Source organism: Micromonospora yongxingensis (assembly GCF_052601155.1).
This window is the reverse complement of sequence record NZ_JBQXEO010000014.1, coordinates 1-21,993: the sequence shown is the minus strand read 5'-3', so window position 1 is coordinate 21,993 and position 21,993 is coordinate 1. Positions and strand designations below refer to the sequence as shown.

At 71.6% G+C, this 21,993-nt stretch carries 23 protein-coding genes and 2 tRNA genes; 16 read left to right on the top strand and 9 right to left on the bottom strand.

Going from position 1 to position 21,993, the window contains the following annotated elements; all coding sequences use genetic code 11:
* Positions 1-41: 41 nt before the first annotated feature.
* Genes ACTWLT_RS18205 through ACTWLT_RS18195 form a run of 3 tightly spaced genes read left to right on the top strand, consistent with a single transcriptional unit; the run spans position 42 to position 2,268 of the window.
* Positions 42-1,505: an amidase gene (locus ACTWLT_RS18205; RefSeq protein ID WP_445319520.1), complete on the top strand. Its 1,464-nt coding sequence runs from the start codon at positions 42-44 to the stop codon at positions 1,503-1,505.
* A gap of 54 nt (positions 1,506-1,559) precedes the next feature.
* The gene (gene ctaJ, locus ACTWLT_RS18200; RefSeq protein WP_445319422.1) at positions 1,560-1,874 is read left to right on the top strand and encodes an aa3-type cytochrome oxidase subunit CtaJ; all 315 of its coding nucleotides are present in this window, start codon (positions 1,560-1,562) and stop codon (positions 1,872-1,874) included.
* Positions 1,861-2,268, top strand: a complete 408-nt coding sequence (locus tag ACTWLT_RS18195; RefSeq protein WP_109819634.1) for a DUF5130 family protein — start codon at positions 1,861-1,863, stop codon at positions 2,266-2,268. The genes ctaJ and ACTWLT_RS18195 overlap by 14 nt, the downstream gene beginning before the upstream one ends.
* Positions 2,269-2,331: 63 nt before the next feature.
* On the opposite strand, the gene ACTWLT_RS18190 is transcribed toward ACTWLT_RS18195, so the two are convergent.
* Together ACTWLT_RS18190 and pepN are read right to left on the bottom strand one after the other, a co-directional pair.
* Positions 2,332-2,895, bottom strand: coding sequence for a Uma2 family endonuclease (locus tag ACTWLT_RS18190; RefSeq protein ID WP_445319421.1), 564 nt, complete (start codon positions 2,893-2,895; stop codon positions 2,332-2,334).
* Positions 2,896-2,981: 86 nt separating this feature from the next.
* Entirely contained in the window at positions 2,982-5,528 is a 2,547-nt protein-coding gene (pepN, locus tag ACTWLT_RS18185) for an aminopeptidase N (RefSeq protein WP_445319420.1), read from the bottom strand.
* A 222-nt stretch (positions 5,529-5,750) separates the two neighbouring features.
* Here pepN and ACTWLT_RS18180 point away from each other — a divergent pair, with 222 nt between their 5' ends.
* From ACTWLT_RS18180 to ACTWLT_RS18165, 4 genes are all read left to right on the top strand, one after another.
* Positions 5,751-6,377: a mycothiol-dependent nitroreductase Rv2466c family protein gene (locus ACTWLT_RS18180; RefSeq protein ID WP_445319419.1), complete on the top strand. Its 627-nt coding sequence runs from the start codon at positions 5,751-5,753 to the stop codon at positions 6,375-6,377.
* Between the two features lie 193 nt (positions 6,378-6,570).
* On the top strand, positions 6,571-7,203 hold the full coding sequence (locus ACTWLT_RS18175) for a hypothetical protein (RefSeq protein ID WP_445319418.1): 633 nt from the start codon (positions 6,571-6,573) through the stop codon (positions 7,201-7,203).
* Positions 7,204-7,283: 80 nt separating this feature from the next.
* Positions 7,284-8,483, top strand: a complete 1,200-nt coding sequence (locus ACTWLT_RS18170; protein WP_445319417.1) for a DUF1015 family protein — start codon at positions 7,284-7,286, stop codon at positions 8,481-8,483.
* An 83-nt stretch (positions 8,484-8,566) separates the two neighbouring features.
* Complete coding sequence (locus ACTWLT_RS18165; protein ID WP_252419726.1) at positions 8,567-9,034, top strand: ribose-5-phosphate isomerase; 468 nt, start codon at positions 8,567-8,569, stop codon at positions 9,032-9,034.
* 16 nt (positions 9,035-9,050) lie between these two features.
* Here ACTWLT_RS18165 and ACTWLT_RS18160 read toward each other — a convergent pair whose 3' ends face one another.
* Positions 9,051-9,419 carry a hypothetical protein gene (locus tag ACTWLT_RS18160; RefSeq protein WP_445319416.1) on the bottom strand — a complete coding sequence of 123 codons (369 nt, stop codon included), beginning with the start codon at positions 9,417-9,419 and terminating at the stop codon, positions 9,051-9,053.
* A gap of 141 nt (positions 9,420-9,560) precedes the next feature.
* On the opposite strand from ACTWLT_RS18160, the gene ACTWLT_RS18155 reads away from it, so the two are divergent.
* Positions 9,561-10,106, top strand: coding sequence for a hypothetical protein (locus ACTWLT_RS18155; protein ID WP_445319415.1), 546 nt, complete (start codon positions 9,561-9,563; stop codon positions 10,104-10,106).
* Positions 10,107-10,289: 183 nt separating this feature from the next.
* On the opposite strand, the gene ACTWLT_RS18150 is transcribed toward ACTWLT_RS18155, so the two are convergent.
* Both ACTWLT_RS18150 and ACTWLT_RS18145 read right to left on the bottom strand, forming a co-directional pair.
* Positions 10,290-10,556: a hypothetical protein gene (locus tag ACTWLT_RS18150; RefSeq protein WP_445319414.1), complete on the bottom strand. Its 267-nt coding sequence runs from the start codon at positions 10,554-10,556 to the stop codon at positions 10,290-10,292.
* Between the two features lie 115 nt (positions 10,557-10,671).
* On the bottom strand, positions 10,672-12,822 hold the full coding sequence (locus ACTWLT_RS18145; protein WP_445319413.1) for a M14 family zinc carboxypeptidase: 2,151 nt from the start codon (positions 12,820-12,822) through the stop codon (positions 10,672-10,674).
* A gap of 133 nt (positions 12,823-12,955) precedes the next feature.
* Between ACTWLT_RS18145 and ACTWLT_RS18140 the strand changes: the two genes are divergently transcribed.
* The gene (locus ACTWLT_RS18140; protein ID WP_445319412.1) at positions 12,956-13,324 is read left to right on the top strand and encodes a hypothetical protein; all 369 of its coding nucleotides are present in this window, start codon (positions 12,956-12,958) and stop codon (positions 13,322-13,324) included.
* A 19-nt stretch (positions 13,325-13,343) separates the two neighbouring features.
* Here the strand turns inward: ACTWLT_RS18140 and ACTWLT_RS18135 are convergent, their stop codons facing one another.
* Together ACTWLT_RS18135 and ACTWLT_RS18130 are read right to left on the bottom strand one after the other, a co-directional pair.
* Entirely contained in the window at positions 13,344-13,955 is a 612-nt protein-coding gene (locus ACTWLT_RS18135; RefSeq protein WP_445319411.1) for a hypothetical protein, read from the bottom strand.
* 44 nt (positions 13,956-13,999) lie between these two features.
* A complete protein-coding gene (locus ACTWLT_RS18130; protein ID WP_445319410.1) occupies positions 14,000-14,380 on the bottom strand; it encodes a VOC family protein in 381 nt (126 codons plus the stop codon).
* A 105-nt stretch (positions 14,381-14,485) separates the two neighbouring features.
* Between ACTWLT_RS18130 and ACTWLT_RS18125 the strand changes: the two genes are divergently transcribed.
* Positions 14,486-15,121 carry an SMI1/KNR4 family protein gene (locus tag ACTWLT_RS18125; protein ID WP_445319409.1) on the top strand — a complete coding sequence of 212 codons (636 nt, stop codon included), beginning with the start codon at positions 14,486-14,488 and terminating at the stop codon, positions 15,119-15,121.
* 86 nt (positions 15,122-15,207) lie between these two features.
* On the opposite strand, the gene ACTWLT_RS18120 is transcribed toward ACTWLT_RS18125, so the two are convergent.
* Positions 15,208-15,281 (bottom strand) — tRNA-Gly (locus ACTWLT_RS18120).
* Between the two features lie 311 nt (positions 15,282-15,592).
* Here ACTWLT_RS18120 and ACTWLT_RS18115 point away from each other — a divergent pair.
* The 6 genes from ACTWLT_RS18115 to ACTWLT_RS18090 all read left to right on the top strand — a co-directional run bounded on the left by ACTWLT_RS18115 (position 15,593) and on the right by ACTWLT_RS18090 (position 21,131).
* Positions 15,593-15,666, top strand: a tRNA-Pro gene (locus ACTWLT_RS18115).
* A gap of 144 nt (positions 15,667-15,810) precedes the next feature.
* Positions 15,811-17,157, top strand: a complete 1,347-nt coding sequence (gene tig / locus ACTWLT_RS18110; protein WP_252419735.1) for a trigger factor — start codon at positions 15,811-15,813, stop codon at positions 17,155-17,157.
* 193 nt (positions 17,158-17,350) lie between these two features.
* Positions 17,351-17,992: an ATP-dependent Clp protease proteolytic subunit gene (locus tag ACTWLT_RS18105; RefSeq protein WP_252419736.1), complete on the top strand. Its 642-nt coding sequence runs from the start codon at positions 17,351-17,353 to the stop codon at positions 17,990-17,992.
* A 10-nt stretch (positions 17,993-18,002) separates the two neighbouring features.
* Positions 18,003-18,665, top strand: coding sequence for an ATP-dependent Clp protease proteolytic subunit (locus ACTWLT_RS18100; protein ID WP_088988028.1), 663 nt, complete (start codon positions 18,003-18,005; stop codon positions 18,663-18,665).
* A gap of 209 nt (positions 18,666-18,874) precedes the next feature.
* A complete protein-coding gene (gene clpX, locus ACTWLT_RS18095; RefSeq protein WP_252419737.1) occupies positions 18,875-20,170 on the top strand; it encodes an ATP-dependent Clp protease ATP-binding subunit ClpX in 1,296 nt (431 codons plus the stop codon).
* Positions 20,171-20,333: 163 nt separating this feature from the next.
* Positions 20,334-21,131 carry a carbon-nitrogen hydrolase family protein gene (locus tag ACTWLT_RS18090; RefSeq protein WP_445319408.1) on the top strand — a complete coding sequence of 266 codons (798 nt, stop codon included), beginning with the start codon at positions 20,334-20,336 and terminating at the stop codon, positions 21,129-21,131.
* Between the two features lie 4 nt (positions 21,132-21,135).
* Here ACTWLT_RS18090 and ACTWLT_RS18085 read toward each other — a convergent pair whose 3' ends face one another.
* Positions 21,136-21,360 carry a hypothetical protein gene (locus ACTWLT_RS18085; protein ID WP_252419739.1) on the bottom strand — a complete coding sequence of 75 codons (225 nt, stop codon included), beginning with the start codon at positions 21,358-21,360 and terminating at the stop codon, positions 21,136-21,138.
* Positions 21,361-21,993: the final 633 nt, after the last annotated feature.

Here is a 21,993-nt window from a genome sequence, read left to right as displayed (position 1 = left end):
TGACAAGTGCACCGCGGGCCGACGGCCGGCAGGATGACGGGATGGCCGACATGCACGACCTGACCGCGTTGGAGCAGGCCGACGCGGTAGCCCGTGGCGAGCTGTCCAGCGCGGACCTGGTCGAGCACCACCTACGCCGGGTGGCGGCGATCGGCGACACGGTCGGCGCGTTCGTCACGGTCACTCCGGAGCTGGCCCGGGAAGCCGCCCGCGCGGCCGACGCCGTGCCCACCGAACGGCGCGGCCCGCTGCACGGCGTACCGACCGCGATCAAGGATCTCACCCTCACCGCCGGGGTGCGCACCACCTTCGGCTCGGCCGCCTTCGTCGACTTCGTCCCGCCGGTCGACGCCGACGTGGTCCGGTTCATCAAGGCCGCAGGGCTGGTCAGCCTCGGCAAGACAACCACCTCCGAGCTGGGCTGCTCGCTCTACTCCGAGGGCCGGGTCGCGCCACCGGCCCGCAACCCGTGGCAGCTCGCGTACACCGCCGGCGGATCCAGCGGCGGCGCGGCGGCGGCGGTGGCGGCCGGGCTGGTCCCGGTCGCCCAGGGCTCCGACGGTGGCGGCTCGCTGCGCATCCCGGCGTCGCTCTGCGGCCTGGTCGGCTACAAACCCAGCCGTGGCCTGGTCTCCGGCGGGCCGCTCGGCTCCGGCGCGTTCGGCCTGCCCACCAGCGGGCCGCTCGGGCGGACCGTCACCGACGTCGCCGCGCTGCTCGACGTCATGGCCGTTCCGGTGCCCGGCGAGCCCTACCTGCCGCCGGTCGCCCCGGCCGGCGGTTACCTGGCCGCCGCCCGCCGGGCCGAGCCCGGCCGGCTGCGGATCGGTCGGTTCACCACCCCGATGCTCGCCGACGAGCCGGTGCACCCCGACTGCGTGGCCGCCGTGGACCGGGCCGCCGCGCTGCTCACCGCCGCCGGCCACGAGGTGGTCGAGGTGCCGCCGCCGCTCGGGCCGGAGGCGTGGCCGCTGTTCGAGATCATCTGGTACGTGCTGGCGCTCGCCCCGGTGCCGCCGCAGAGGGAGGCGGAGCTGCTGCCGCTGACCCAGCTGCTGCGGGCCCGGGGCGCCGAGGTGTCCGCCGGCACCCTCGCCGCCACTCTGGGCGAGCTGCAGGCACAGGTCCGCCTCGGCGTTCACCGCACGGCCGGCTTCGACCTGCTGCTCTGCCCCACCCTCGCCGCGCCGCAGGCGCCCGTCGGATGGTTCACCGCCGACGGTGACCCCGCGGCCGATTTCGACCGGCAACGCCGCTTCTCGCCCTACTGCGCCATCTTCAACGTCACCGGCGACCCCTCCGTCTCGCTGCCGGTGGGCACCACGGCCGAGGGGCTGCCCGTCGGGGTGCTGCTCACCGGCCGGTACGGCGACGACGAGCGGCTCATCGCGACCGCTGCGCAACTGGAGAACTCCAGTGGCGGATGGGATCGGCACCCCGCAATCTGGCGGGCCGTCGACTCCGCTAACGTGAATGGCGACGGAGTCGGGCGGTCGGCGTCATGATCGTCCATCCGGCCCGGTTTTTCGAGGTCCTTCTTCCGCCTGGGGGCGTTGGGATTGTCTGTTACCGAGACGTTGCTGGTCTTCGTCGGCATCCCGGCGGCCGCCGTGCTGCTGATCGCCGGTCTGGCCTACGCCGGTAGCCGCGGCGATGGCACCGGTGGTGGCGGTGGCGCCAAGCGCTACCGGCCGGGCCGGCCCTTCGACTTCACTCCGGTCTGGTTCCTGGCCCGTCCGGAGCAGCTGGCCGACTCGGCCGGCACGGCGCTGACCGCGGGCGCGCAGGCGCCGGCGTTGACCAGCCACAAGCTTGAGAAGGCCAGCGTCGAGGCGCCGGCCGGCGGAACCGGAGGCGCAAGTGACCGTTGGTGAGGAGCAGACGAGGACGGAGAATCCGCCCGAGGTGCTGGACGGGCCGTTCTCGACCCGTCAGCTGCTGCGCATCGACGAGGCGCTGCGCCTGGCCGACCAGGGCACCGGCCTGGTCTTCTCGGTCTTCGTCGGTGGTCTCGACGAGCCGATCCGGGAGCACGCCCAGCGGCTGCACCGCCAGCTCGCCGACCCCGACAAGTCGGTGCTGATCGCGGTGTCGCCCAACCAGCGCCAGCTGGAAATCGTGACCGGACGGCACGCCCGCAAGCGCATCCCCGACACGTACGCCAAGCTGGCCGCGCTCTCCATGGTCGGCGCGTTCAGCGGGGGCGATCTGGCCGGCGGGATCATCAACGGTCTCGACCAGCTCGCCAGCCACGCCGGCAAGGGCTGAGCACCACTCGTACGACGAACCCCGGTCCGCATCGCGGGCCGGGGTTCGGTCTGCCCGGGCTGGTCAGCGCGGCCAGGCGCTCGGGTCCAGCGTCATCGGCCACGGCTCGCCCACGTTCACCGGATCATCCGGCCCCACGGTGCCCAGCAACTCGTAGTGCTCGTCCTTGCCCAACTGGTAGCGGTACACCACCGGGCCGAAATCGCCCCGCTCCACCCGCCAGTAGGACCGGATGCCGGCCTCGGCGTACAGGGCGGGCTTCGTGAAGCGGTCATGCCGCCGGCTATTGGGCGACTCGACCTCGACGACGAGCGCGATGTCCGTCGGCTCGGCCCACATACGGCTCAGGGGAGCGCCGGGCTTCAGCACGGTGATGTCCGGGATCAGGTTGCCACCGGGTACCCGTATCCCGATCTCGCGGATGACCCGCCAACCCGGCGGAGTGGTCTGCCGAACCGCCATGCGGATGTCGTCCGCCAGCTCGTGATGGTCAGGGCCGGCGGGTGGAGTCACGTGCAGGCTCCCGTCGATGATTTCGTAACGGTTCCCGTCCTCCGGAAGGTCGAGCAGATCCTGCTCGCGCCAGCTCCGTTCGGGTGGCCGCCACTCATACGTCGGCTGTGCCATCACGTCCACCTCCTCTCGACACGATAACGCCGGGGGGTCGGCACGGGCTCCCGCCCACGCCGACCCCCCCGGTCGCGTACCGCCGATCAGGCGCCCTGGGCGTCCTTCGCGCGGGCCTTGAGCGCCCGCACCACGCCGTCGCGGCCCTCGGCGACCAGCCGGCGCAGCGGGCCCGGGTGTCCGTCGCCGGCCAGCCACGCGTCGGTGGCCGCCACCGTGTCGTCCTCCACCAGGTAGGTCGGGTACGCCAACTGCGCGAACTCCTGCGCCGGCTCGCTGTCCCGGGTGGCCCACACCTGGCCGACCGCCGTGAAGTACCGCTCCCGGTACGGCGCGACCAGCTCCACCTGCGCCGGGTGGGCGAAGCCCTGCAGCAGCGCCCGGTGCCGCCAGTTGGGCAGCGCGTCCGGGCCGGTCAGCAGCGCCCACACGGCGGCCTTGTTCTCCGCCGTCGGCACCAGCGCGTGCACGTACGCGGCCTCCCGCTCGCCGCTGGCGGTGCGGTCGCCGGCCAGCTCCGCCTCGATCTCGGCGGCACCGGCCGCGCCGTTGGCCACGAGCGCGCCGAGCACCGTCCACCGCAGTTCGGTGTCCACCGTCAGCCCGGCCGGCACCGAGCCGTCCAGCCAGCCGCGCAGGGTCGCCAGGTCCTCGTCGGAGCGGGCAGCCGAGGCGTACGCCCGGGCCCAGGCCAGTTGGAACCCGCTGCCGGGCTCCGCCGCGGCCAGGGCGTCCTTGGCGGTGCGGGCCAGGTCGGCCCAGCCGATCGGCGCCCACGCCGGGTCGGCGTAGAGGGTCAGCGTCGTGGTCGCCTGCCGCAGGGTGGCGGTGACCAGGTTGATGTCGGTCTCGCCCGGCAGGCCGGCCAGCACCAGCGCCACGTAGTCGCGGGCGGGCAGCTCGGCGTCACGGATCATGTCCCACGCCGCCGTCCAGCACAGCGCACGGGCCAGCGACGACTCGAAGCCACCGATGTGCTGCACCACCGCGGCCATCGAGCGGTCGTCGAGGCGCAGCTTGGTGTAGCTCAGGTCGTCGTCATTGAGCAGCAGCACGTCGGCCGCCCGGACACCGCGCAGCTCGGCGAGGTCGCTGCGCTCACCGGTCACGTCCACCTCGTACCGCTCGCGGCGCACCATCCGGCCGTCGGTCAGGTCGTACAGGCCCACGCCGATCCGGTGCGTCCGCAGCGTCGGGAACGCGGCCGGCGCCTCCTGCAGGACCACCACGTGCTCGTACGTGCCGTCCGCGCCGATGGTCACCTCCGGCCGCAGCGTGTTGACCTGCGCGGTCTCCAACCACTGCGCGGCGAACTTGCGCAGCTCCCGACCGGAGGCCGCCTCCAGCTCGGTGAGCAGGTCGTCGAAGGTGGCGTTGCCCCAGGCGTGCTTGCCGAAGTACGCCCGCAGCCCGGCCACGAACGGCTCCTCACCCACGTAGGCGACGAGCTGCTTGAGCACGCTCGCACCCTTGGCGTAGGTGATGCCGTCGAAGTTGACCTCGACGGCCTCCATGTCCGGCATCTCGGTGTAGACCGGGTGCGTGGAGGAGAGCTGGTCCTGCCGGTAGCCCCAGTTCTTCCGGATCGACAGGAACGTCGTCCACGCCTCGGTGAACCGGGTGGCGTTGGTGTTGCACCAGTGGCTGGCCCACTCGGCGAACGACTCGTTGAGCCACAGGTCGTTCCACCAGCGCATGGTGACCAGGTCGCCGAACCACATGTGGGCCAGCTCGTGCAGGATCGTGTTGGCGCGCTGCTCGTACTCGAAGTCGGTGACCTGCGAGCGGAACAGGTAGTGCGACTCGGCGTGCGTCACGCAGCCGAAGTTCTCCATGGCGCCGGCGTTGAAGTCGGGAACCCAGAGCTGGTCGTACTTCGGCAGCGGGTAGCGCACCCCGAACTTCTCGTGGAAGAAGTCGAAGCCCTGCTTGGTGATGAGGAACAGGTCGTCCGAGTCGAGGTAGGCCGCCATCGACGCCCGGGAGAACACACCCAGGTCGATGCCGTCGTGGGTGTCACGCACCTCGTGGTACGGCCCGGCGCACATCGCCGTGATGTAGGTGCTCATCCGGGGGGACTCGGTGAAGTGCAGGGTCTTGAGCCCCTCACCCGCCGGCTCCTCACGCTCCACCGGCATGTTGGACACCGCCCGCCAGTGCGCGGGCACGGTCGCGTGCCAGGTGTAGACGCTCTTCAGGTCGGGCTGGTCGAAGCAGGCGAACACCCGCTGCGCGTCGGCCGTCTCGAACTGGCTGTAGAGGTAGGTCTCGCCGTCCACCGGGTCGACCGTGCGGTGCAGCCCCTGCCCACTGCTGGAGTAGCCGAAGTCGGCGTCGACCACGAGGACGTTCTCGCTGTCGAGCCCGGACAGCGTCAGGCCCTTCTCGGCCGACCAGTCCGACAGGTCGACCGGAGCGCCGTTCAGCGTGGCGGAGCGCACCGAGTCGGCGGCCAACTCGATGAAGGTGCTCGCACCCGGCTCGGCGCAGCGGAACCGGACCTCGGTCGTCGACCGGAACGTGCGGCCGTCGGCCGCCAGCACGGCGCTCGACAGGTCCAGACTGATGTCGTACCCGGTCACGTCGAGCAGGCGTGCCCGCTCGGTCGCCTCGACCTGCGTCAGGTTGCGCACTCCCGGCACTGTTCGTCTCCATCCCACATCTCGCCGTACGCCCGGCGGCGCCCGTCCGTCGACCGCTCGTGGCAGCCGGCCCGGACCCGAGTCTTCCATGTACCGCCATTCGGCGGTGGCCGAGGTCACGCTCTGATTCGGGTGCCGTCCGGCGCGAGCGGGGGTGAAGATTCGGGGAGACGCCGGATTGCCGGCGCCACCCTGTCGCGAAGGGACCTCACCGTGACCGAACGTGTCACCGCCGACATGTGGTTCGACCCGGCCTGCCCGTGGGCGTGGATCACCTCCCGCTGGCTGCTGGAGGTCGAGCAGGTCCGTGACGTGGACATCCGCTTCCACGTGATGAGCCTGGCCGTGCTCAACGAGGGTCGGGACGAGTTGTCCGAGGAGTACAAGTCGTTCCTGAGCACCGCCTGGGGCCCGGTGCGGATCTGCATCGCCGCCGAGCAGCGGTACGGAAACGACGTCCTGCGCAAGCTCTACACCGCGCTCGGCACCCGGATCCACCTCGGCAAGGAGGAGCGGGGTCCGGAGCTCTACGTCGCCGCGCTGACCGACGCCGGCCTGGACCCGGCGCTGGCCGCCGCCGCCGACAGCACCGACTACGACGAGGCACTGCGGGCCAGCCACGAAGCCGGCATGCGCCCGGTCGGGCAGGACGTCGGCACCCCGGTCGTCCACGCGCCCGGCCCGGACGGCAGCCCGGTCGCGTTCTTCGGTCCGGTGATCACGCCGGCGCCGAAGGGCGAGGCGGCCGGTCGGCTCTGGGACGGCGTGCTGCTGGTCGCCGGCACCCCGGGCTTCTACGAGCTGAAGCGCACCCGCGAGCAGGGCCCGATCTTCGACTGATCCACGACCACCACGCGCCCCCGTTCCAGGCATCGTCGACTGCCCGGGCCGGGGGCGCGTCGCGTTCGCCGCCGGGTGCGCTCCGGGTCGACGGCGGTCGCTGCGTCACCGGTGGGCGGGCGGCGTCGTTTCCCTCGGTGTCCGCCGCAGCGACCCGCAGGGCCGCACCCCGCAGCTCGTGGAGGCAATCCCGATGGCCAAGCACCGTGCGTCCGGTGACGATCAACTGACCCGGCAGGGGGTGATCGAGACTCCCGGCGCGGCCTACTGGTCGGTCGACGACTCCCGCTGGCCGTCGGTCCGTCCCGACCTGCCCGCCCACCTGGTGGACCTGCTCGCGCCTCCCATCGTGGTCGGCGTGGCCCGGGTTCCGGTCACGTCACGCCTGACCCCGCCCGGGCCGCCCGCCGAGACCGGGCCGGTCGGGCCGCCGACGTCGGCCGCGTGCCCCGTGCCGGCCGAACTCGCGACACCACCCGCGGATCTCGCGCCGGGCAGCGCGCCGACCGATCTTCCGGCATCGCTCGGGGCCTCGGTGCCGGCCGTACCGCCGGCGCCGCCGTCGGCCGTGCCGTCGGCCGCCGCACCGGCCGAGCCCGCGCCGCCACCGCCGGCGCCCACCACGCCTCGGCCGGTGCCGACGCCGCCGCTGAGCCCCCGGCCCGTCCCGGCACCGCCGCTCGAACCGCGTCCCGTGCCCGGCCCCCCCGCGGCGCCCCGCCGCAACGCGACCACCGGGCCCGCCGCGACCGGCCGCCGGGGCAACGGCGGCCCCGCCGCCGGTCGGCACCGCCGGCACAACGGCACCTCGGGCCGCGCCGGCTGACAGGCGTCGGCACTTTCATCTGGTGGACGCCGTGCGGGTCCCCGTCGGTGGCGACGCCGTCGCCGGTAGCGTCAACGGGCATGACGGTCGTGCATCCGATCGCCCGGGCCTGGATCACCACTGGCGGCACCGGCGCGCAGAACTACGACGAGTTCGCCGACGACGCGGAGATCACCGCGATCATCGAGGCGAACCCGCACAGTGCCCTCGGCATCGAGATGCCGCACCGGGCGCCGGACAGCCAGGGGAAGTCCTTCCTCGACGCGCTGCCCGACGCGGTGGCCCGCTTCGCCGAGGCCCGGGCGGACGGCAGCTACACCCCGGCCGAGCAGGTGACGGTGCTCTACCGGATCAGCGCGCCGGGCGAGGAGCCCGCGTACGGGCTGTTCGCGATGGTGGACACCGACCAGATCTCCACCCGGGCCGACGAGCCGGGCCTGGTCATCCGCAACGAGGACGTGTTCATCGCCAAGGTGCGGGAGCGGGTGGCGCTGGCCGAGGCGCTGGGTCACCTGCTCTCACCCGTACTCCTGCTGCAGACCGGGTGCGGCGACGAGCTGCACGCCGCGCTCGCGGCGGCGACCGACGCGGCCGGCGCTCCCGCCGCCACCGACACCGACCAGGCGGGGCGCACGCACGCCATCTGGCTGCTCGGCCCGGGCCCGGAGCAGGACGCCCTGACCGCACTCGCCGGCGGGGGCGACCTGGTCGTCGCCGACGGCAACCACCGCAGCCTGGCCGCCCAGACCGGCGGGCTGCGACAGTTCCTGGCCGTGATCACCACCCCGGCGTCGGTGGCGATCCAGCCCTACAACCGGTTGGTCAGCGAGCTGACCACCACGCCGGAGGACCTGCTGGACCGGCTGCGCGCGGCGGGTGCCGAGATCGAGCCCATCGACGGCCCGGTCGAGGTCCCGGAGGCCGGCGGCACCGTCCACCTCCGGCTCGCCGGCCAGGGGTACGCGGTGCGCCTGCCCGCCACCGCCGAAGGCCCCCTGGAGAACCTGGACCACGCCCTGGTCGAGCGGCTGCTGCTGCGCGACGCGCTGGGGCTGGACCCGGGCGACAAGCGGATCACGTACGTCGGCGGGGACTACCCGGCGAGCTGGCTCACCGGCGAGGTCGACGCCGGCCGGGCCGAGCTGGCGATCCTGATCGCGCCGGTGACCGTGGCGGACTTCGTGGCGGTCAACCTGGCCCGCGAGAAGATGCCGCGCAAGAGCACCTGGTTCACCCCGAAGGCACGCGGCGGCCTGGTGGTCGCCGAACTGCCCCGCTGACCGCCGCACGACCGTGTGACGAACCCGGCTCGGGGACGCCGCCCCTGCGGCGTCCCCGATCACGGCCTGACAGACTGCCCGGTATGCGCGTCTACCTGGGATCCGATCACGCCGGTTTCGAGTTGAAGGTGCACCTGGCCAACCATCTGGCCAAGCAGGGGTACGACGTGGTCGACGTCGGGCCGCACAGCTATGACCCGGACGACGACTACCCGACGTTCTGCCTGCACGCCGGCGACCGCGTGGTGGCCGACGAGACCGCCCTCGGGGTGGTCATCGGGGGGTCCGGCAACGGTGAGCAGATCGCCGCGAACAAGGTCGCCGGGGTTCGCGCCGCGCTGGCCTGGAGCGTCGAGACCGCACAGTTGGCCCGCCAGCACAACGACGCCAACGTGGTCGCGGTCGGCGCCCGCCAGCACACCCTGGACGAGGCCACGGCCATCGTCGAGGCGTTCCTGAGCACCCCGTTCTCCGGCAACGAGCGGCACGCCCGCCGGATCGCGCAGGTGGCGGCCTACGAGCTGACCCGGGAGCTGCCCGACCTGCCCTGACCGGCTCGGCGGGCGGTCAGCGTGGGGGGCGGGGGAGTTCCTCGCGGGGCACCCAGTTGCGGCGGACGACCACCACCCGGGCCTCGGCCTCGGCCAGATCGTCGTCGGTGGGCCGGGCCGCGTCCCGGGCTCGCAGTGCGGCGCTCAGCCCCACCTGTGACGAGCCGGAGCCGACCAGCCCGCGCAGCCCCCGCTCACCGTCGCGTTCGTCGCCCGCCGGGCCGCGTTGACCGCCGGAGCCGGCCGAGCCCCGGCGGCGGGGCGGCGGCTCGGCGGCGTCGTGCACGCCTGCCGTGCTGGCCGTGGGGCTGTCGGCGCCCCGTCCGGCCGCTTCGGAGTCGGGGTGGTGGCGCAGCCGCCGCCGTCGTCGGTCCGGGTCACCCATCCGCCGACCGTACCCCGCCCGGTGTGGGATCCGGCACCGTCGTGCCCGGCTCGCGCCGGACGGGCTCGGCGCCCCGTTTGTCGGCTGGCTACCCTCGGATCCAGGCGGCGGCGTTGTGCCGTCGGTCAGGGGGAGGACGAGATGGCAGACCAGACGCAGCCGTGGGCGGAGCGGACCGTGGAGGTGCCACCGCAGGCCGGCGTCGGGGTGCCGCCGCAGCGGGACGGGTTCCGCCGGGGCGTGGCGCCGGTGGGTCAGCGGCGCAGCCCGCGGACCGAGCCCTTCCCGGTGGTCGAGCAGGACCCCACCGGCACCGGCTGGCCGGGCGGCCCGGTGCCGCGCAGGCCGCTGAGCTGGCATCTGGCGCAGTTGCGTCGCGGCGGCGAGTGGAGCGCGGCGGCCGGGCTCTTCGCGTTCGTGTGCTGGGGGATCTGGGCGCTCTCCGGCCAGGGTGACCTGAGCGGCCCGCTGCTGGTGCTGGTGCTGAGCCTGCTGGTGGCGGTCGGCCTGTTCGCGTTGTCGCGGCTGATTGGCCGGGTCGTGCTGGAGCGGCAGCTGGGACGGGTCCGGCGCAGCGCGCGGGGCGCGCACCTGGCGACCGCGGTCTTCCTCGCCGGTCTGGGTGTGGCCTGGCTGCAGCAGACCGAGTGGGTCGTCTCGGCCTGGAACTGGATCTCCTCGAACTGATCCGGGGCACGCCCGGGCGGGCCGGCCAGCGCCGCCCGCCCGTGCGCCCGTTCGCGGCCACGCCGCGACACCGGTCGTCTCCCCACCAGGCAGGGCCGCTGCTTACCCGGCCGGCCACGGTTCATCCGTGGCCGGCCGGTCCGATTGTCCGCGCCCGGAAGTGTGCTCCCGTCGGTGTCGCTGTCAGTGGGTGCCGCCGTGCCCCTCGGCGTCGGCGCGTGGGGAGGCGACCCGAGCCGCCGGGTCCTCGACGCCGGGCTCGCCGCCGTCCGGGGCGACCATCCCGTCGTAGTTGTAGAGCGGCCCGCCGTCGTCGTGCTGCTTCGTGGTCCTGATGTAGCGGTGCATCATGCCGTCGATCTCCACCTCGACGAGGGCGCTGCCGCCCGTGTCGTGGGTGCTTCCGTCGCGGGGGCCGCCAACCAGGTGTGCCGTCGTGTTCGTGTCCATACCGACGCCGTACCCGGCGGCCGTCGCCCGGAAACGGCGGAAATGCGCTCCGGCCTGCGGTCGGCCTCACCGGCGGTGCCGCGCCCGGGCACCCGGACGCGGCACCGCCGGAAGATCAGCCGGTGGCGGCCTGGGCGGCGGCGTAGTCCCGGGCAACCCGGACCATCTCCACCAGCCCGCCCGCGTACTCCTGTGCCTCACCGTGGGCCTCGTCGAACGGCGGCTGGAAGCCGACGCCCTCCCACGCGCCGGTGGTCGGGTTCCACCGGTCGTTGCCGACCTCGAAGTCCCAGGCGAAGATGCCCAGCTCGTAGTAGAGCTGATCGGCGGAGTTGCCGGCGGCCGAGTAGAGCACGTCCGCGACCGGGCCGGTCTGCGACGGCCAGGTGACCGTGCCCCGTTCCTGGGCGATGGCGCCCACGATGCGCCGGGCGCTGTCCAGGAACATCTTCGACTCGTCGATCGACGGCCGGGGCAGGGTGATCCGCCCGTCCGCCCTGTACGCCCCCGGCGGCCACATGAAGTACCCGCCGTACGAGTGCACGTTCATCGCGAACTTGATGTTCGAGTGGGCCTGCGCCAGCGCGATGACGTTGCGGCTCTCCGCCTCGGACAGCTCGCCGGTGCCGGCGTAGTTGCCGGAGAGGCAGTTGGCGCTGGCGCCCACGTAACCGTCGAAGTAGGACCCGACGGTGTAGTTGCGGTTGATGTCGACGCCCCACGAGGTGCGGTAGCGAGGGTCCCGCGACGGCCCGGTGCAGTGGTTGACCAGGTTCTTCCGCTGGAAGTTGTAGTCGTTGAACGAGTAGTTCGCGCCGTCGGGGTTGACCATCGGGATGACGAAGATGTCGACCTGCTCCAACAGCTCACGGGTGGCCGGGTCGGTGCGGGCGTTGGCCAGCATCCGCTCGGCGAACTCCAGCGTCACCAGCGGCGTGGCCCACTCCCGGGCGTGTTCCTGGGAGTACGCCAGCACCCCGATCCGGGAGCCGTCCCGGTGCACGCCGAGGCGCAGCGCCTGCACCGTCCACGGCCGCGCCGGCACCTCGGTGCCCTGGAGGCCGTCGTCGAGTCGGGCCGGACCGGCGACCGGCATCGGCAGCCCGGCCGAGCCGTCCTCGACGGTCGCCCGGAACCGGTTCGACTGGCGGGCGTTGATCGCCGCCGCGACCTCGTCGGTGGTGCTGACCGTCTTGCCACCGCTGTCGGTGGCCAGCGAGACGGTGAGGACGCGGTCGCGGTAGCCGACGGTCAGCGGCCGGTTCGACCGGCCCGGGTCGACCGTCCGCACCTGCACGCCGTTCATGCCCTGGTCGCCGAAGCGGACCGACTCGACCACCACGGCGGCCACCGCCGGATCGCCCAGGTACGCGGCGGCGGTGCGCCGGTAACCCTGGGTCGTGTTCGGCAGGTCGATCACGTCCACCAGGTCCCGGTACTGGCGGGCCAGCCGCTTGATCCGGGCCTGGATGTCCACGGGCGTCAGGTACGCGTCGATGAAGTCCTTCTGGTAGCCCGCCGGCAGCGGCGGCGGCGACGCGTTCGGCCACAGCGCCGGGGTGACCGCCCGGCTGACCCCGCCGAGGCTGGAGGTTGCGGTCAGCTGCGTCGGTCGGCTCGGCACCGGCTGGGGCAGCGCGTAGTGGTACTGGTACTCGCCGGAGTCCTCGAACCGGAACAGCGGGAACGAGCCGGTGGCGCCGTCCGCCGTCCGCCAGCCGACGGTGATCTCCACGTCGGGATCGTCGGTGGCGGTGGTGGCCACCTGGGCCTGTAGGAACGTCTGCCCACCCGTGGTCCACCAGTACGCCTGCTGGACCTGGAGGGTGTCCACGGCCGCCGCGGCGGCCGTGGACCGCTGGCCGGGGGCCGCAGCGCGCAGCCCGGCGGCCGTGCGGGCCTGTGCCGCGCGGACGCTCTCGGCGTGGTGCCGGCTGCCGTCCCCGGGGCGCTGCACGATCTGCACGGCGGTCGCGCCCTGCGCGGTCAGGTCGGCGAGCTGGGCGCCGGTGAGCACCAGGTCGGCGAGGATCCGCCCGTCCCGGGTCCGGGGGCGGTTGGCCAGGTCGGCGCCGGCGGCGACCAGCCGGTCGAGCTGCGCCTGATCACGCATCTGCACCCGGACCAGGGCGGTCTCGGTGCTGGTCAGGGTGATCGGTGCGGCCGGGGCGGCGGGTGCCGCGGTGCCCGGACCGGGATGGGACAGCACCGCGCTGATCAGGATCGCTGTGGTTGCGGCGGCTGTCCACCGTCGTCGGACGATCATGTGCCCTCCTGACGGACGTCGATGTCACTGGTTCCCACACCAGTGCACAGATCGACAACTGTCAACAACTTCCGGCGGAAAGACGGCGGTTTCCGCAACGACACGCGTCGTCGGGTGGCGGATACTGCGCCGTATGACTCTGTCGACGCCGAAGCCGGACGTCGCCGGTCCACCCCGGCCCGACCCGAGGGCCCCGTTCCTGGTGATGGCCGGCTGGTACGGCGTGCTCGTCGCGTCGTACGGCGTTTACCTGGGCTCGCTGTCCGGGGACGTCCCGGCAGGGTGTGGCGAGGGCTGCGACTCCGACCGGTCGAGGATGCTGCTGTTCGGGCTCTACACGGCCACGCCGGCGCTGTTCCTCGCCCTGCTGATCAGTCTGGTGGCGCTCTGGCTGCTGACCACCCGCGGCCGGACGCGCTCCGCGCTGCTGGTGGGCACCCTGGCCGCCGCCCCCGCACTGGTGGTGGCCGGCATCGTCGCTGCCATCGCCCCACCGTCCTGACACACCTGGCCCGCCTCCGCTAGTGGGTACGCCAGTCCATGGCGTCGAGCAGGGTGGCTGCCAGGGCCGACCGGTTCGTCGCGCCGATCCCGTCCAGCGCCCTGCGCAGCACCTCGTCGGCGTCCTCGGACAGTTCCTGCGGACCCAGCATCGGCAGCATCAGGATGAGCCGCTGCGCCCAGGTCAGCCGCTCGTCCGGCAGCGCCGCCGCGGCGAGCAGCTCGGCCCAGGTCATCGCCGACGTGAACCCGTGGCCCTCGACCGAGGTGACCACCTCCGCCGGCCGGCCCGGCCGCTGCTCCACGAAGTCGAGTCCCGCCTCATCCTCGACGTTGCGGTACACGATCCGTAGCCACGCTTCTCCGTCGAGCCGCACCGAGACGACCGGCCAGCGCTCCGGGTCGTCGAGGACGGCACGCATCGCGTCGTCGTCGGCGCTCGGCACCTCGAAGGCGGTCTCCGACTCCGGGTAGGCACCCAGTGGTCCCGACAGGTAGTGCCACCAGAAGGCGGGGCATCCCACCACACCATCTGCCGCGTACACGGTCGCATCGTGCTCGATGTCGTAGTCAGGCGGTGCCAGGGTGGTATAGCCGGGGATCGTGAACGCGGGTCCGATGGTGAGGGACATGGCCCGCATTCAACACGGGCCAGGTCGAGATCACCGCGCACCGCCTACGCGGTCGTCTGGCGCTCGGCGTCGCTGCGCAGCACGCAGAACTCGTTGCCCTGCGGGTCCGCCATCACGACCCAGCCGCTGCCGTCCGGATCACGCTGATCGTCGACGACGGTGGCACCGAGCGCGCCGATACGTTGGACCTCCTGATCGCGTGGCACCTCGGGCTGTAGGCAGATGTGCGCACGGTTCTTGACGGTCTTCGGCTCCGGTACCCGCTGGAAGTAGAGCCGGGCGCCCCCGGGCGGCTCGATGACCACCTCGTCGTCGTCGGGGGTGAACTCGGCATCGACCGGGCAGTCGAAGACCCTGGCCCAGAAGTGCGCCAGCTCGTACGGGTCGGCGCAGTCGAACGCGAAGTTTCGGATGACGGTCCCCATCCGGTGAGCCTCATGCCTGCCCGGCGTACGGGTCAACTCGTGTCGACAGGCGAAGGCGTCCTGTCCGATCATCAGTGGCCGGCACCGTGAAAAGGGGTAGACGACGTGACTGCTGCTCAGCTGGATGAGCTTGTCCGGATCATGCCGCCGACCCACGGCGCCGACGAGGAGGTGGACTGGGATGCCGCCGAGGCGCAGTTGAACGTCCGCCTGCCGGCCGACTATCGGGCCTTCATGGCGGTCTACGGTGGCGGCAGCATTGGCGGCGAACTGAACATCCTGCTGCCGCTGCCCGTCGACTCGGTGTGGAGCGGTGGGACGATCGCTGGCGAGACTCCCAACCTGCGCTACCAGTGGGAGGCGGAGGGCGGGGTGGCAGGGATCGACCGTGGCGCGGATGCCGTGCTCGCCTGGGGCGTCGGCTGCAGCAACGGCGACCTCCTGGGCTGGCTGATGACCGGCTCGGATCCCGACCGGTGGCCGGTGGTGGTGTACCGGCGCCACCACGCGTGGGGCGAGTCGAGCTTGGCGCTGGTGGAATGCGGAATGGTGGAGTTCGTCCGGCGGCTGTTGCTCGCGGAGTTCGCTGGGTGCCCGCTCAGCGATGTTTCCCTGTGGGGCCGCATCCAGCCTTTCGTGCACTGGCGTGAACAGGACCGCCGCTTCCTGGCCGGCCTTGATCCCAACACCGGCGAGCCCGACCCGTACGCAGGCATGTTCCAAGGCCGGGACCGGCCGTAACCGCGCCGCACGACCTGCGTCCGACGCCCGGGGACAGCAAGAGGCCCAGGTGCCGCGATCGTGCGGTCTGCCTGGGCCTTTGTGGGTGGAGCGGGCGACGGGAATCGAACCCGCACCGTCAGTTTGGAAGACTGAAGCTCTGCCATTGAGCTACGCCCGCGTGCACCCCGCGGGAACGGGACGCGCCGACAGCGTACCCAATGCCCGTGGCGGATGCGCAGCCGCGCCACCGCCGGCCGCGCCGCGCCCGCGGCCGCGCCCTCGTCAAGATCCGCGCAACATCAGGGATGTAGTGGCCTCCGCGCGGCGGGAGGCCACTCTTTCCCCGATGTTGCGCGGATCTTGCCCACCGCGCGGCGTGTAGCCGGCGGTTGGCGGCGGCGGAAAGGGAGGTTTCGGGGATTGTGTCCGGGTGAGAGGTGGCCCCGGCACCGTCCGGGGCGCGCCGACGGCATAGACTGCACGTCGCCACGGGGTGTGGCGCAGCTTGGTAGCGCACTCGCTTTGGGAGCGAGGGGCCGTGGGTTCAAATCCCGCCACCCCGACTGTCGTCCGCGGCCGGGCAGCCCGGGTGCCGCCGAGTTTTCCGTGCGGTCCCCGGGCGATGCCGGAGCGTCAGGCCGGCTCACCTACACTCGATGGGCTGAATCACGCCCAGACTTAACTGAGATCCGTCAAGGAGTACGCCTGTGAAGAGCACCGTCGAGACTCTGAGCCCGACGCGCGTGCGGCTCGCCATCGAGGTGCCGTTCGTCGAGCTCGAGCCGAGCCTCAAGAAGGCGTACCGCGAGATCGGTTCGCAGGTCCAGGTCCCGGGCTTCCGCCGGGGCAAGGTGCCGACCGCGGTGATCGACCAGCGGGTGGGCCGGGGCACCGTCCTCAACGAGGCGGTCCAGGACGCCATCCCGGAGAACATCCTCGCCGCGGTGCGCGAGCACGACCTCAAGACGCTGGGGCGTCCCGAGGTCGAGATCACCGAGTTCAACGACGGTGACTCCCTGAACTTCACCGCCGAGGTCGACGTCCGGCCGGAGATCACCCTCCCCGACGCCGCGACCATCGAGGTGACCGTCGACGAGCTGCAGATCGACGAGAGCGAGATCGACGAGCAGGTGAAGAACCTGCGCGAGCGGTTCGCCACGCTCAAGACCGTCGAGCGCGCCGCCGCCGAGGGCGACTACGTCCAGATCGACCTGAACGCCACCGTCGACGGCGAGGACGTGCCGGGCGGCCAGGCGAGCAACATCTCCCACGAGGTGGGCAGCAAGCAGCTCCTGCCGGGCCTCGACGAGGCCGTGGTCGGCCTCGCCGCCGGCGACAGCACCACCTTCACCACCCAGCTGGTCGGCGGCGACTTCGCCGGCCGGGACGCCGAGGTGGCGGTGACCGTGCGCACGGTCAAGGAGAAGGAGCTGCCGGAGCTGAACGACGAGTTCGCCCAGATGGCGAGCGAGTTCGACACGATCGAGGAGCTGCGCGGCGACCTGCGGGCGCGGGTCACCCAGGGCAAGCAGGTCGAGCAGATCTACGCGGCTCGGGACAAGGCCCTGGCGGAGCTGGTCGAGGCCGCCGAGGTGCCGGCGCCGGAGGGTGTCGTCCGCGAGGAGGTGGCCAGCCGCAAGCAGGCCATGATCGACCAGCTGGAGCGGATCGGCGCCTCCCTGGACGAGTACCTCGCGGCCGAGGAGAAGACCGAGGAGCAGATCGACGCCGAGCTGACCGAGGCGGCGACCGAGGGCGTCAAGGTGCAGCTGCTCCTGGACACTCTGGCCGACGCCGAGGACGTGCAGGTCTCCGACGACGAGTTCGGCCACGAGATCGTCCACCGGGCGCAGCGCGCCGGGATGGCCCCGCAGCAGTACTACGACCAGCTCATGCGCTCCGGCGCGGCCGCCGCGGTCTTCGGTGACGTGCGCCGGGGCAAGGCGCTCGCCGCCGTCATGGAGCGGATCAAGATCAAGGATTCGGCCGGCAACGAGGTCACCCTTGACGCCCTGCGCGCCGCCAACGAGGCGGAGCACAACCACGAGCACTGATCGTCGGGTGCGGCCGCCGTCCGTCGCTGCGCGGTGGACGGCGGCCGAATCCTTTTCCGGGTACGCCCGGAAGCCCGCGCCGCGGGTACGCCCGACAGGCTGCGCTGAGAGCGAACAGTGCCCCGACCGGGACTCTGCCGCCCCGCACAGCGGTTAGTGTCGGGAAAGACGGTACGGAGAGCGAAGGGCTGCCATGACCGACATGCACATCCCCAAGAAGTCGCTCCGGGCGATTGACGCGCGCGGTGGCGACTCCATTGGCAACCTCGACGACTCGGTCTACAACCGGTTGCTCAAGGAACGCATCATCTTCCTGGGCAGTGAGGTGACCGACCAGGTCGCCAACCGCATCTGCGCGCAGCTGCTGCTGCTCGCCGCGGAGGACCCGGACCGCGACATCAACCTGTGGATCAACTCGCCGGGTGGCTCGGTCTACTCCGGCATGGCGATCTACGACACCATGCAGTTCATCGACAACGACGTGTCGACCGTGGCGATGGGCATGGCGGCCTCGATGGGCCAGCTGCTGCTCTGCGCGGGCACCAAGGGCAAGCGGTACGCCCTGCCCCACGCCCGGATCATGATGCACCAGCCGTCCGGTGGCCTGGGCGGCACGGCGTCCGACATCGCCATCCAGGCGGAGCAGATGCTCTACACGAAGCGGATGTTCCAGGAGCGGGTCGCGCACCACACCGGCCAAGCCCAGTCGCAGATTGAGGCGGACTCGGACCGGGACCGTTGGTTCACCGCCCAGGAGGCCATGGACTACGGCTTCATCGACAAGGTGATCATCGGGGCCGCTCAGGTTCCGGATGGCGCCGGGACCCTGAGCTGAGGAGCTGACGATGACCGATCTGAGCTTGCCGCCCCAGTTCGCGGCCGTGCACAACCGGTACGTGCTGCCGTCGTTCGTCGAGCGCACGTCGTACGGGGTCAAGGAGTCGAACCCGTACAACAAGCTCTTCGAGGACCGGATCATCTTCCTCGGCGTCCAGGTGGACGACGCGTCGGCCAACGACGTGATGGCCCAGCTGCTGACGCTCGAGGGCACCGACCCGGACCGCGACATCATCATGTACATCAACTCGCCGGGTGGTTCGTTCACCGCGATGACGGCGATCTACGACACCATGCAGTACGTCCGCCCCGACATCCAGACGGTCTGCCTCGGGCAGGCCGCCAGCGCGGCGGCGGTGCTGCTGTCGGCCGGGACGCCGGGTAAGCGGATGGCCCTGCCGAACTCGCGGATCATCATCCACCAGCCGGCCACCGAGGGCGGCTACGGGCAGGGCTCGGACATCGAGATCCAGGCCCGGGAGATCCTGCGGATGCGTACGCAGCTGGAGGACATGCTGTCCCGCCACTGCAACCGCCCGATCGAGCAGGTTCGCAAGGACATCGACCGTGACAAGATCATGACGGCCGAGGAGTCCAAGGAGTACGGGCTGGTCGACACGATCCTGACCAGCCGCAAGAAGGGTCTGCTGGCCGCCCAGGCCGCCAGCTGAGCAGTACCGGGTCAGAGGTTGGCCGGGGCTCCGTTCCCGGCCGACCTCTGACACACCCGTTTTGGGGGTCGGAGAATGCCCCGGCAGCGGGTAACGTCGGGTCCGTACCGCTTCGCCGGTTGGTCCGGCGGGGTGAACGGAGCCGGACGGCGCGCAGCGTCCGCAGGTCAGGGCCGGGTCTCCGGCCGATGAGTGCAGGGAGAACGTAGGTGGCACGGATCGGTGACGGCGGCGACCTACTGAAATGCTCCTTCTGCGGCAAGTCGCAGAAGCAGGTGAAGAAGCTCATCGCGGGCCCAGGGGTCTACATCTGCGACGAGTGCATCGATCTCTGCAACGAGATCATCGAAGAGGAGCTGGCCGAGTCCGGCGAGGTGAAGTGGGAAGAGCTTCCCAAGCCGATGGAGATCTGCCAGTTCCTCGACAACTACGTCGTGGGGCAGGACCAGGCCAAGAAGGCCCTCGCCGTCGCGGTCTACAACCACTACAAGCGGATCCAGGCCGAGGCGGCCAACGCGCCCGGCTCCGGCACTGATGCCGTCGAGCTGGCCAAGTCCAACATCCTGCTGCTCGGCCCGACCGGGTGCGGCAAGACGCACCTGGCGCAGACCCTGGCCCGGATGTTGAACGTCCCGTTCGCCATCGCCGACGCCACGGCGCTGACCGAGGCGGGCTACGTCGGCGAGGACGTGGAGAACATCCTCCTCAAGCTGATCCAGGCCGCCGACTACGACATCAAGCGCGCCGAGACCGGCATCATCTACATCGACGAGGTCGACAAGATCGCCCGTAAGTCGGAGAATCCGTCGATCACGCGGGACGTCTCCGGCGAGGGCGTGCAGCAGGCCCTGCTCAAGATGCTCGAAGGCACGGTGGCAAACGTGCCGCCGCAGGGTGGCCGCAAGCACCCGCACCAGGAGTTCATCCAGATCGACACCACCAACGTGCTGTTCATCTGCGGTGGGGCGTTCGCGGGGTTGGATCAGATCATCGAGTCCCGCACGGGGCAGGGCGGCACCGGCTTCGGTGCGCGGCTCCGGTCGGTGTCGGAGCGGTCGACCGATGACATCTTCAGCCAGGTCATGCCGGAGGACATGCTCAAGTTCGGGCTGATCCCCGAGTTCGTCGGCCGGCTGCCGGTGATCACCAACGTGCGCAGCCTGGACCGCAGCGCCCTCGTGCGGATCCTCACCGAGCCGCGCAACGCCCTGGTCCGGCAGTACCAGCGCCTCTTCGAGCTGGACGGGGTCGAGCTTGAGTTCGACGAGCCGGCGCTGGAGGCGATCGCCGACCAGGCGATGCTGCGCGGCACCGGTGCCCGTGGCCTGCGGGCCATCATCGAGGAGGTCCTGCTCTCCGCGATGTTCGAGGTGCCGAGCAACCCCGACGCCGCCCGCGTGCTGATCACCCGTGAGGTGGTCCTGGAAAACGTCAACCCGACCATCGTGCCGCGCGAGTTCACGGGCCGTCGCGCCCGGCGGGACCGCGAGGAGAAGTCGGCCTGATCGTCCTCGCGTCGCGCCGGCCGCTCAGTTCCGACGCGGCCGGCGCGAGCGGGTCCGCCAGTCCGATTCGCCCGACGGCGTGACCGTCACCGTTATCAGCCGGGCTGGTGCGTCGCTGACTGACGCTGTCGGCACCGACCCCTCGGGCCGTACCCTTGGACTCATGCGTGTCGCCGTCTGCCAGCTGAACGCCCGGGACGACCGCAAGGCCAACCTGGCCGCCGCGGAGGCCCTGCTGGAACGCGCCGCCGCCGGCGGCGCGGACCTCGCCGTCCTTCCGGAGTACGTCGACTACCTCGGTCCCGCCGCGGGGTTGCCCGAGCCGGAGCCGGTGGACGGCGAGGTCGGCACCTTCTTCGCCGACGTCGCCCGACGGCTCGGCATCTGGTTGGTGGCCGGGTCGTTCCACGAGGCCGGCCCCGACCCGGAGCACACCTGGAACACCTCGCTGGTCTTCGACCGGTCCGGCAGCCTCGCCGCCAGCTACCGCAAGATCCATCTGTACGACGTGGAGATCCCCGGCCGAGTCTCCTACCTGGAGTCGGCAAGCGTCGCCGCCGGTGTGCAGCCCGTGGTGGTGGACGTCGAGGGCCTCCGCGTCGGCCTGTCGATCTGTTACGACCTGCGTTTCCCGGAGTTGTACCGGCGCCTGGCCACCGAGGGAGGCGCCCAACTGCTGGTGGTTCCGGCGGCGTTCATGCTCCACACCGGGCGGGATCACTGGGAGGTCCTGCTCCGGGCCCGGGCGATCGAGAACCAGTGCTTCGTGGCGGCCGCCGGCCAGACCGGCGACCACGAGCCCGGCCGTACCTGTTTCGGGCGCAGCATGGTGGTCGACCCGTGGGGGACGGTCCTCAGCCAGGTGCCGGACGGCCCAGGGGTGTCGGTCGTCGACCTGGACCTGGACCGGCTCGCCATGATCCGCGCAGAGCTGCCGAGCCTGGCCAACCGCCGGCTCTGAGCCGTCAGCCCTCGAGCAGGACACCGATCGTCGCGAGGCCGGCGATGGCGGCGGCGGTGACCAGCAGGGCGGTGGTCATCCGGGATCGGCCCCGCCGCGCCAGCCGCCCCACCGAGAGCACCAGCACGACCAGCACGACCGCGCCAATGACCAGTTGCCAGAACGGCAGGAGAAGGCCGAGCAGCGCCTCCTCGGCGAACACCGTGGCGCCGAGCCCGGACTCATCCATGCCTGACACTCTGGCACGTCCGTGGGCTCGGCGTCGCCAGCTGGGCGGGGACGAGGGGTTGTAGCTCCCGGTCTAAGCGGGACCAGGGGAATCGGGGTCGGGCCGAGGTCGTTGCACAGGGCATGCCGGCGTAGCCCCGTCGAGCGGGGCAGCCGCCGGGGAACACCTGGTGGTCCGCCACGGTTGTGCCCCGTGGACAGCCGAGAGGCCAGGGCTCAACTCCGGTCGACCCGATCAAGTGATGAACCCTGATTTGCCTTCTCCGGGCCGTCCGCGTAACTTTCTCTCTGCACGGGGGAGGCCGGACAAACCGGCCGAGAACGGGCGCCAGGCTCGTGGCGGGAACGCCGAGCGGGACTGGATCGGGCGGTGCGGATCACCCCGGAAACGGGGTTGCGGACGCGAAGCCGACCGGGTAAGGTTTTGAAGCCGGCAGGAGCCGGGCGGAGAGCCGCGAAGCGGCGATCGGCCGGTCTGCGGCTTCCCACGATAGTAACGACCGCCGGGTACGGCGTGCGTCATCGTGGGCCCGGACGAATCATTGATCACCTCGGACACGAGGTTGACAATGAAAGTCCAACCAAGTAAGTTTGAGCGGTTGCCCCGAAACGGGGTTCCACTGAGTGGGGCTTC